Raw genomic sequence first — 9,363 nt, 5'->3', positions numbered from 1 at the left:
GTCCTTGGAGGGGGCGGACTCGGTGATGGCCACGGCCTGGGGCCGCAGCTCCTCACGGGCCGCGCTCTGCACGGGCTCCCGCATGGAGCAGGCGCTCACGAGGCTTGCACACAGGAGGGCACCACTGACGAAGGACACGCGGCGCTTCGAGAAGAACGGGGACATGGCGGCTCCGGGACGACGGGAGGAAGTCAGCGTGCCCCTGGAAACGGGTGACCTCCGGAATGGGTTTATCCGGTGAATTTTTCCCGGGTCCGCGCGTGGGCCGCGCTTGCGCGGGGGGACCCCTTTTGCGACGGTCCCCGCCCATGGAGACGACACGACCGTTCCGGATTCTGGGCATCCAGCAGATCGCCATCGGGGGCCTCGACAAGGGCGCCCTGCGCAAGCTGTGGGTGGACACGCTGGGCCTGACGGCCCACGGCACCTACCGCAGCGAAAAAGAGAACGTGGACGAGGACATCGTCGTGGCGGGCGCGGGCCCCTTCAAGGTGGAGGTGGACTTGATGCAGCCCGTCAACCCCGACGGCCGCCCCAAGGTGCACGACCCGGCGCTCAACCACGTGGGGCTGTGGGTGGACGACCTGGCGGTGGCCGTCAAGTGGCTGGAGGGGCAGGGCATGCGCTTCACGCCCGGCGGCATCCGCAAGGGCGCGGCGGGCTTCGACGTGTGCTTCATCCACCCGAAGGCCAGCGATCAGTTCCCGCTGAGCGGCGAGGGCGTCCTCATCGAACTGGTGCAGGCCCCGCCGGAGATCATCCGCGCCTTCGAGCAGGCCGCGGCCAGCGCGCCGCACTGAGCAGCCACTGGCTGGCGCGCGCGAAGCCCTTCTTCACCGCGCGCTCCACCGGATCCCACGCGAGGCACAGCACATACGTGCACGCGATGAGCAGCGCGAGCAGGCCCGTGAACTTCAGCCACCCGCTGGAGTCGCCCCACAGCTTCTGGAACGAGAAGACGCCGAAGACGCGGTAGTACAGCAGCATCTCGTGGAAGAAGTACGCGGACAGCGACGAGGTGCCGAACACCTCCAGGAAGCGCCGCGCGCGGGACGGCTTCGCGTCCGGCGCCATCCGGCCCTCCACCCACAGCATCACCCGCAGCACCGCGCAGACCCACATGAAGCGGGTGGCGGAGTTGGACGGGTTGGTGACGAAGAAGCGGTGCGGCGGGTAGAGGTTGTTGAGCGCGCCCGGCAGCAGCGTGCCCAGAAGCCCCAGCGCGATGAGGAAGCCCAGGGCGCGGGCCAGGCCCTTGCGGCCCCACGCGCCCGCGATGCAGCCCGCGAAGGCGCCCAGCCACGCGAAGCCCACCCACGGCACCAGCGGGAAGGGGGCCCAGTTGGACTTGCGCAGGAAGGACGCCCAGGGCTCGCCCGCGTTGTCGCTGAAGGGGGCCAGGGCGAACGCCACCATCGCCAGGACGAAGGCGGTGCCCGCGAGGACTCGCGGACGTGAGGCCAGCAGCGCGGCGATGGGCAGGGTGATCAGCAGGCACAGCCCCACGCAGTGGAGGATGTCCAGACGCAGGAGCCACACGGGCTGGGTGCGGATGGGGAACCACACGGCGTTGACGAGCGCGGCGACGGCGAACACCTCCGCGATACGGCGGAGGTTGCGGGGCACGCGCTCGTGCAGCACGCCCGCGGCGGCGCTGCGCACCATGAGCAGCGCCAGCGCGAACCCGGCGGAGAAGATGAACGCGGGGGCCACCAGTCCGTCCACCTTGAGCAGGCGTCCGGTCCACACGCTCTTGCGCAGCTCGGGGGTGAGCAGCACCAGCGCGTGGGTCTGGATCATCACGAGGACGGAGAGGCCGCGCAGCCAGTCGATGGCGCGCACGCGCTCGCGGGAGATGGGGGCGGCGTTGGGCGGGGGACTCACGGGCGCCGCTACCCTACGCCGGTCCCGCGGACGGTTGCACGCGCCCGCGAGACCGGAAACTGCTTGGACTACCAGCTGACTCCGTCGAGGTAGACCGTGCCCTTCCACGTGCCCGTCGTCTGGAACTCCACGCCCAGCTGGTACAGCGGGGAGGTGGAGCCGGAGGGCAGCTTCACGGTGATGGCGTTCCACGCGCCCGCCTTGAGGTTGCCCACCGGGATCCAGCTGCCCGTCCAGCGCCAGTTCGCGGAGGCGCCTTCAATCGTGTAGGGCTGCACGCCGGTGATCTTGCTGCCAGAGGGCAGCCACAGCCGGAACGTCACCGTCCTGGCGGACGGCACGGCCGCGTTGGCCACGGCCACGGTGCCCTTGCCGGACGTGCCGTTGAAGGGCACGGCAAGCGAACGGATGCCCGCGTAGGCCTGCGCCGTGCTGGTGCTCACGGCCGACAGCGCGGCGCCGGCGGCGCTGAAGCCCTGCGTGCCGGACTCGAAGCCGTACTTGGACGGATCCGCCGGGGTGCCCGCGTCGGAGGTGCCGGTGCCGCCGTCGGTGCCGGCGTCCGGACGCGTGCCGCCGTCGGTGCCACCATCCGGGCGCGTGCCGCCATCGGTGCCAGTGCCCCCGTCGACCGGAGGGGTGCCCGCGTCCACGGTGCCACCGTCGGTGGATCCGCCGCCGCCCGGGGGCGGGAGGGTGGTGCCGGCCGCGGGCAGGATGAGTCCGCCCGCGTTGAGGAACGTGCTCGCGCGCTGCTTCAGGTACGGCTGGCCGTCGGTGCCCTGGTCGTTCTGGTAGGAGCTCTGGCCGCCCGCGCCCGCGCCGTACAGCAGGGCGATGACGCCCACGTTGGCGAACTTGCGCCGGTGCGCGTCACCGCTCGCGCCGAAGAAGTACTCGGTGCGGTTGTCCTTGTAGCCCTGGCGCGGGCCGCCGCCGTTGTTGATGTTGAGGTGGTTGGAGTTGCCCAGGGGGATCTGCCACAGCATCCAGCGCTTGCCGGTGGTCTGGTTCCACAGGCGCAGCCACTCCGCGTAGCGGTTGTACGAGCGCGACGTGAGGGACGCAGAATCGCTCATGTCCCAGAGGTGGTCCGCGCCCTGCGTGAGCCGGTAGAAGTCCGCGTCGCGGTCCAGCGGGTCGCCCACCAGCACGTCGTAGGTGGCGCCGGTGACGTTGGTGGCCAGGCCCAGCGGCTTGAGGAAGTTGACGACCTTGTCCACCTCCGGCTGCAGCGGATCCGTCAGCGAGTTGAACGCGATGTCCTTGCCGCTGGCCCACGCGGAGATGTGCAGGCCCAGCACGACATTGTTCGCGCCCACGGCCTTGCGCAGCTGGAGGAACGCCAGGCTCCATCCGGCGACGGTGTTGGGCAGGCCCGCCAGCTCCGGCATGCCCGAGGACGCGATGGCCGCGGGGGCGTTGGGGTTGGAGGCCGTCTGGAACTGCATGAAGCCGACCGCGTCCGGCTCCACGTGGAGGATGACCGGGCCGCCGAAGGTCTTCGCGCGCTGGAGGAGCAGCTTCACGTCCTCGAAGTAGCTGCGCATGGTGCTGGCGTTCTTCAGCTTCGCGAGCGTCTCCTGCTCGCCGCCGCCCGGCTCACCGAAGAGCTGGTAGTAGGTGACGACGGGCACGTAGCCCAGCGCCTTCGTCTCCGTGAAGAAGCTGGCTGCCCAGCTGCCGTCGCGGGCGCCGTAGCCCCAGTTGTCCGCCCAGCCCTTGGTGAAATAGCGATAGCGCGCGTCCCAGGGGACGTTGCTGTCGCGCATCCAGTTCTGGCCGGCCTCCTCGAAGAGGCCCACCATCAGGCGGTTCTGGAAGGCCGGGGGCACGGGCCCTTGCACACCCGTGGCGGCCGGGGCGGACATCGCCCCGAGACACGTCAGCGTCAGCAGCGCAGCGAAGGCGCGTCGAATGGTGTTGGTCGTCATGGGGGCGCTAGTACGCTCAGGCGCCTCCAGTCCTTCCGGTATTGGCCGCTAAGCCCTCTTGACCGTCCAGTACCCGGTCATGCGACCGGTGGCTCCCTGGGCCGCTATGCGACCGAGCTCTCGGGCGCTGCGTCCTCGATGCGCCGCAGGCATGTGGTCAGGTGCCGCGCCGGGGTCTCGACGTGCGGCGGTTCAATCATTGTCTGATGGTTGCCGGGCACGGGCAGCACCTCCAGACGGGACACGGGGGCGTCGACGGTGTGGGGCATGTCGACACGCCACCCCGACGAAAGGGGGCCATGCCGCCGTGCGAGACACGGCAGCAGGATGAAACAAGGGTGGCGCGGATTGAAGGGACGCGACTCCGCGCGCGCAAGGTCGGGCGACGCGTAACACCCTGCCAGGGTGGATGACTCGCGTGCCCGCGTTCTACTCCGCGAACGTCATGGCTTCACGGAGGGCAGACGAGGCCCGGCTCATTCGCGTCCACGTCCTGCAACGCGAGCAGACACGTGAGCGCGTCCGGATCCACGGAATCCATCAGGTACGTGCGGCGCCACAGCAGCGCGGCGAAGCGCTTGGGCAGCTGCGAGTCCGGCGCGACGAGCGCGCGGCGCACGCCGTTGCTGCCCACCGCGGCCGTCGCCATCGCGGCCTCCAGCTTCGCGACGTCGTCGGCGCAGCCCTCCGGGCAGTTGTAGAGGAACACCGCGTGGCCATGCTCCAGGTTGTGGATCCACGAACAGCGCGGCTGCTCCGTGGGGTAGCTGCGGCACGACAGCCACGTGGGGCAATGCAGGCCGGAGTTGGGCGGGTTCTCTCCATTGCCGCACCCGGTGCTGCTGCACGAACTCACGTGCGCGGCGGACGACGTGTCCGAAAGCGGAAAGTCATACCGCTCACAGGCTTCGCCACCGGGGTTGGGCGGATCGTCTTTCGTCGAACCGCAGGCGAGGCACAGCGAGAAGAGGAGGGCGGAGAGGGCGCGAGGCATCCCCTCCGTCATATCGCATCATCCCGGCGCGACGCCGCGCCGCTCCACGTCCCGGCCGCTCAGCCCATGGAAGCCCAGCGCGTCCATCAGCCGCAGGAAGTCCTCGGGAGGCAGGCTGCCGCCCGTGGCGCGCGAGTGGCCGTGCGCGTACGAGCCTCCCATGGGCGGCAAATCCAGCCCCCGCAGCAGCGCGAGCAGGTCCACCGGCGCGCGGCTTCGCAGCACGAAGTTCACGCGGCCGGGCAGGTAGCCCGTGTTGGCGGCGACGACGATGTGGTCCGGCAGCCGCTGCACCCAGCGCATGGCCACCAGCGGGTGCACCTGCGCCTCGGAGCTGAACAGCAGCAGCGCCAGGTTTCCCGCGAAGCGCGGCGGCGTCTTCGCGCACCGCGCCACCTCGCGCTGCACCTCCAGGCGGCAGTCGCGCAGCGCGTCCACGCCGGGCACGCGCCCCTCCGCGATGTCCGTGGCGCTGCCCGCGCGCAGGAGCACCTGCATCGCCAGCGGCGCCGCGAACCGGCTGGAGCGGCGGGCCGCGTTGATCAGCGCCACGGCCTCCGTGACGGAGGAACGCTTCGCCCGCCGCAGCGCGTCCTTGAGGAACGGCATCGGCGCGTCCGCGCCCAGGTCCGCCACCGTGCCCAGCACCGCCAGCCACTCCAGCGGACCGGGCACGGTGAACGACGATGTCAGCACGTACGTGAGCAGGCTCGTGTTCGCCACGGGCTCATGGCCATACGCCGTGAGCACCTGCGCGCCGGGTGGAAACACGTCCGACGCATGATGGTCCACCACCAGCGTGGGCACCCCGGGCAGCAGCGGCTCCGCGCGGCTGCCCATGTCCAGCACCACCAGCGCCTCCGCGGAGGACGCGCCCAGCCGCTGCAAGAAGCCCGGTTGGTGGACGTCCTCTCCCTTGCCGGGCAGGCGCGCCGTCGGCCGGGCCCCCAGGGACTGGAGCGCCCGGAGCATCAGCACTCCGGAGGTGAGCCCGTCCACGTCCGTGTGCGGTACCACCAGGACGTGCTTGTCCCGGCAGGCCTCCAGGAACTCGCGCGCCTGGTCCATCGCGGCCTCTGGCGCCGGCCAGTGCGCGTCCTTGGTGTGTCCCAGAAGCATGAAGGAAAGCTGTCACTGCCTGTAGCGGCACGGCAGGGCGCGCTCGTCGTGGCTGGTTGCCCTCCGTACGGGCCCACCGTCCAGGTCGTGCGGGCGGAGCGTGGTGACCTTTCCTGGCATGGAAGGCCCTTCAAGCTACCGCCTGGGCTACGTGGCCCAATCCCTGACGCTGGGCGTGAGCGCCAGCCACACCTGCCGTCTCGCCACCGCGACGCCGCAGCGACTGGAAGCGCTCGCCGCGCAGAACCTGGAGGAGCTGGAGCAGATCCTGCGCTTCAACGCGGAGCACGCCATCCATGTCTTCCGCATCGGGTCGTCGCTCATCCCGTTCGGCTCACACCCGGTGAACACGCTGCCGTGGTGGAAGACCTTCGCGAGCACCTTCGCCACGCTGGCCCGCATCGCGCGCCAGTCCCAGCAGCGGCTGTCCCTGCATCCCTCTCCGGCTGGCGCGTCGCTGTCCTCGCGACACGAGCGCGTGCGCGACGCCGCCATCGCGGAGCTGCGCTACAGCGCGCGCGTGCTGGACCTCCTGGAGGCCGGCCCCGAATGCCGCGTCGTCATCCACGTGGGCGGCGCCGCCCCCAGCCGCCCGGAGGCGCTGGACGCCGCGCACCGGATGCTGGACACGATGCCGGAGGACCTGCGTCAGCGGCTCACGATTGAGCACGACGACAAGGTCTGGACCGCGCGCGAGGTGCTGCCCCTGGCCCGCGAGCACGGCGTGCCCATGGTGGGGGACAACCTGCACAATGCTGTCTTGCCCTCGGATCCGCCCATGTCCGTGGAGGAGCTGGTGCGCGAGGCCTCCGCCACCTGGCGCGCACTGGACCTTCGTCCCAAATTCCACCTGGCGTCACAGAAGGCGGGCGGGCGGCCCGGCGCGCACTCGGACCTCATCGAACCGGTGGACTTCCGGGCAATGGTGGCCGCGCTGGATGGGCCCGCGGATTTCATGCTGGAGGCGAAGGAGAAGGACCGCGCGGTTTTCGCACTGCGTCGGGACGCGATGTCTCAGCGTCCACACAAAGGGCAGGGCGCGCGGGCGCCGTGACTTCGCGGGTGCGAGGGCAGGGCACTTCCCATAGTGTCCGCGCCCATGACCCGCACTCCCCAGTCCTTGATTCGCGCGGCCCTGGCCGCCCTGTCGCTCGCGGCGCCCGCCGCCAGCGCGCAGACGACGCCCGCCCCGGCCGCGAAGGCCACGCCCGCTCCGGCCGCGAAGGTCACGCCCGCGGAGGCGAAGCAGTTCGCTGAAAAGCTCAACGCGGACCTCAAGCAGCTCTGGACCCGCCAGGCCACCGCCGAGTGGATCAAGAGCACGTACATCACCGACGACACGGAGCGGAACGCCGCCTCCGTCAACGAAGAGGTGATGGCCTACGTCAACAACGCCATCAAGGACTCGCGCCGCTTCGACGGGCTGAAGCTGGACGCGGACACCGCGCGCATGCTGCACCTGTTGCGCGTGTCCCAGACGCTGCCCGCCCCGGCGGACGCCAGGCAGCGCTCGGAGCTGGCCGCCACCGCCGCGAAGCTGGAGGGCCTCTACGGCAAGGGCAAGTACTGTGGCAAGGACGGCAAGGGGAAGTGCCGCGACCTGGAGGAGCTGTCCGACGTCATGGCGGAGAGCCGTGACGCGAACGCGCTGCTCGACGCGTGGACGGGCTGGCACGCCATCAGCCGCCCCATGCGCCCGCTCTACACGCAGCTGGTGAACCTCTCCAACGCGGGCGCGCAGGACATCGGCTTCAACGACCTGGGCACGCTGTGGCGGTCGTCCTACGACATGACCCCGGCCGAGTTCGAGAAGGAGGCGCAGCGCCTCTGGGGCCAGGTCAAGCCGATGTATGACGAGCTGCACTGCTACGTGCGCGGCCGGCTCGCGAAGCAGTACGGCGAGGCCGCGGTGCCCGCCGGCAAGCCCATCCCCGCGCACCTGCTGGGCAACATGTGGGCGCAGGAGTGGAACAACATCTACCCGCTGGTGGAGCCGTTCCCCGGCCAGGCCAGCCTGGACGTGGACAGCGCCCTGGTGAAGCAGGGCTACGACGCGCAGAAGATGGTGAAGCTGGGTGAGAAGTTCTTCACCTCGCTGGGCCTCAAGCCGCTGCCGCAGACCTTCTGGGAGCGCTCGCAGTTCACCAAGCCGCGCGACCGCGACGTCGTCTGCCACGCGTCCGCGTGGGACGTGACGTACGACAACGACCTGCGCATCAAGATGTGCATCAAGCCCACCGAGGAGGACCTGGTCACCATCCACCACGAGCTGGGCCACGACTACTACTACACGTACTACTACAAGCTCCCGGTCCTCTATCAGGCCGGCGCCAACGACGGCTTCCACGAGGCCATCGGTGACGCGCTCACGCTCTCCATCACCCCGGCCTACCTCCAGCAGGCGGGCCTGCTGGGCGCGGTGGAGAAGAACGAGAAGAACGTCATCAACCTGCAGCTGAAGGACGCGCTGGAGAAGGTGGCCTTCCTGCCCTTCGGCCTGCTGGTGGACCAGTGGCGCTGGGACGTGTTCAGCGGGAAGGTGAAGCCGGCGGACTACAACAAGAGCTGGTGGGCGATGCGCACGAAGTACCAGGGCATCGCGGCGCCGGTGGCGCGCACGGAGCAGGACTTCGACGCGGGCGCCAAGTACCACGTGCCCGCCAACGTGCCGTACACGCGCTACTTCCTCGCGCGGATCCTCCAGTTCCAGTTCCACAAGGCGCTGTGCGAGGCCGCTGGCATCAAGGGCCCCCTCAACGAGTGCTCCATCTACGGCAACAAGGCCGCCGGTCAGCGCCTGCAGGCCATGCTGGAGCTGGGCGCGAGCAAGCCGTGGCCGGACGCGCTGTCCGCCATGACGGGCACCCGCCAGATGGATGCCACGCCCATGCTGGAGTACTTCGCGCCGCTGCGCCGCTGGCTGCAGGAGCAGAACAAGGGCCAGAAGTGCGGCTGGTGAGGTGACCAGGGAGTGGACTTCGCCCGGGGCGGGCGCTTAGGCTATCGCCCGTCTTGTAGGGTTGAACTCTGTAGGACCGGACGGCGACTCTTCCTGTCCGCGATGAAAGAAGAACAGCAAATGGCGACTGGTACCGTGAAGTGGTTCAACGACGCGAAGGGCTTCGGCTTCATCACGCAGGATGGCGGCGGCGAGGACGTGTTCTGCCACCACACCGCCATCAACATGGACGGCTTCCGCACCCTGGCCGAGGGCCAGAAGGTGGAGTTCGAAGTCACCAAGGGCCCCAAGGGCCTGCAGGCGCAGAACGTTCGCGCCGCCTGAGCCTGACCGTTTCCTGATTCACCCAAGAAGGTCCGACTCTCTCCGGGTCGGGCCTTCTGTATTTTCCGGAGCCTGCATGTCCGCCTTGCGCCTGCGCATCCTCCCCCTGGTGGCCGCCCTCGGGTGCGCCAGCACGTCCTCCTCCACGG

At 69.8% G+C, this 9,363-nt stretch carries 9 protein-coding genes; 4 read left to right on the top strand and 5 right to left on the bottom strand.

All coding sequences use genetic code 11. The annotated features are described in order from the left end of the window. Positions 1-308: 308 nt before the first annotated feature. Complete coding sequence (locus tag D7X55_RS29290; protein WP_120547037.1) at positions 309-800, top strand: VOC family protein; 492 nt, start codon at positions 309-311, stop codon at positions 798-800. On the opposite strand, the gene D7X55_RS29285 is transcribed toward D7X55_RS29290, so the two are convergent. The 5 genes from D7X55_RS29285 to D7X55_RS29270 form a co-directional block, all read right to left on the bottom strand. Next, positions 757-1,884: a heparan-alpha-glucosaminide N-acetyltransferase domain-containing protein gene (locus D7X55_RS29285; protein WP_121724785.1), complete on the bottom strand. Its 1,128-nt coding sequence runs from the start codon at positions 1,882-1,884 to the stop codon at positions 757-759. The two genes, D7X55_RS29290 and D7X55_RS29285, sit on opposite strands and share 44 nt — an antisense overlap. A gap of 68 nt (positions 1,885-1,952) precedes the next feature. After that, complete coding sequence (locus D7X55_RS29280; RefSeq protein ID WP_120547035.1) at positions 1,953-3,818, bottom strand: hypothetical protein; 1,866 nt, start codon at positions 3,816-3,818, stop codon at positions 1,953-1,955. Positions 3,819-3,922: 104 nt separating this feature from the next. Beyond that, positions 3,923-4,087 (bottom strand): hypothetical protein, encoded by a 165-nt coding sequence (locus D7X55_RS43570; protein ID WP_158616157.1) that lies wholly within the window; start codon positions 4,085-4,087, stop codon positions 3,923-3,925. A gap of 182 nt (positions 4,088-4,269) precedes the next feature. Next, positions 4,270-4,812, bottom strand: a complete 543-nt coding sequence (locus tag D7X55_RS29275; RefSeq protein ID WP_233610140.1) for a DUF3105 domain-containing protein — start codon at positions 4,810-4,812, stop codon at positions 4,270-4,272. Between the two features lie 18 nt (positions 4,813-4,830). Then, entirely contained in the window at positions 4,831-5,931 is a 1,101-nt protein-coding gene (locus D7X55_RS29270) for a DHH family phosphoesterase (protein ID WP_121724784.1), read from the bottom strand. Positions 5,932-6,049: 118 nt separating this feature from the next. On the opposite strand from D7X55_RS29270, the gene uvsE reads away from it, so the two are divergent. The 3 genes from uvsE to D7X55_RS29255 all read left to right on the top strand — a co-directional run bounded on the left by uvsE (position 6,050) and on the right by D7X55_RS29255 (position 9,214). Next, entirely contained in the window at positions 6,050-6,985 is a 936-nt protein-coding gene (gene uvsE / locus D7X55_RS29265; RefSeq protein WP_233610139.1) for a UV DNA damage repair endonuclease UvsE, read from the top strand. A 45-nt stretch (positions 6,986-7,030) separates the two neighbouring features. Further along, positions 7,031-8,890 carry a M2 family metallopeptidase gene (locus D7X55_RS29260; protein WP_121724786.1) on the top strand — a complete coding sequence of 620 codons (1,860 nt, stop codon included), beginning with the start codon at positions 7,031-7,033 and terminating at the stop codon, positions 8,888-8,890. Between the two features lie 120 nt (positions 8,891-9,010). Beyond that, complete coding sequence (locus D7X55_RS29255; protein ID WP_014397260.1) at positions 9,011-9,214, top strand: cold-shock protein; 204 nt, start codon at positions 9,011-9,013, stop codon at positions 9,212-9,214. The last annotated feature ends 149 nt before the right edge of the window (positions 9,215-9,363 follow it).

This window comes from Corallococcus sp. AB049A (genome assembly GCF_003668885.1).
Lineage (GTDB): Bacteria > Myxococcota > Myxococcia > Myxococcales > Myxococcaceae > Corallococcus > Corallococcus interemptor.
Note: the sequence above shows the minus strand (reverse complement) of the source record. Positions and strands in the feature narration are given on the sequence as shown.

Coding starts and splice junctions, on each gene's coding strand:
- D7X55_RS29260 (WP_121724786.1), top strand. CDS start 7,031: ATGACCCGCACTCCCCAGTCCTTGATTCGCGCGGCCCTGGCCGCCCTG.
- D7X55_RS29270 (WP_121724784.1), bottom strand. CDS start 5,931: ATGCTTCTGGGACACACCAAGGACGCGCACTGGCCGGCGCCAGAGGCC.
- D7X55_RS29275 (WP_233610140.1), bottom strand. CDS start 4,812: ATGCCTCGCGCCCTCTCCGCCCTCCTCTTCTCGCTGTGCCTCGCCTGC.
- D7X55_RS29255 (WP_014397260.1), top strand. CDS start 9,011: ATGGCGACTGGTACCGTGAAGTGGTTCAACGACGCGAAGGGCTTCGGC.
- D7X55_RS29280 (WP_120547035.1), bottom strand. CDS start 3,818: ATGACGACCAACACCATTCGACGCGCCTTCGCTGCGCTGCTGACGCTG.
- D7X55_RS43570 (WP_158616157.1), bottom strand. CDS start 4,087: ATGCCCCACACCGTCGACGCCCCCGTGTCCCGTCTGGAGGTGCTGCCC.
- uvsE (WP_233610139.1), top strand. CDS start 6,050: ATGGAAGGCCCTTCAAGCTACCGCCTGGGCTACGTGGCCCAATCCCTG.
- D7X55_RS29290 (WP_120547037.1), top strand. CDS start 309: ATGGAGACGACACGACCGTTCCGGATTCTGGGCATCCAGCAGATCGCC.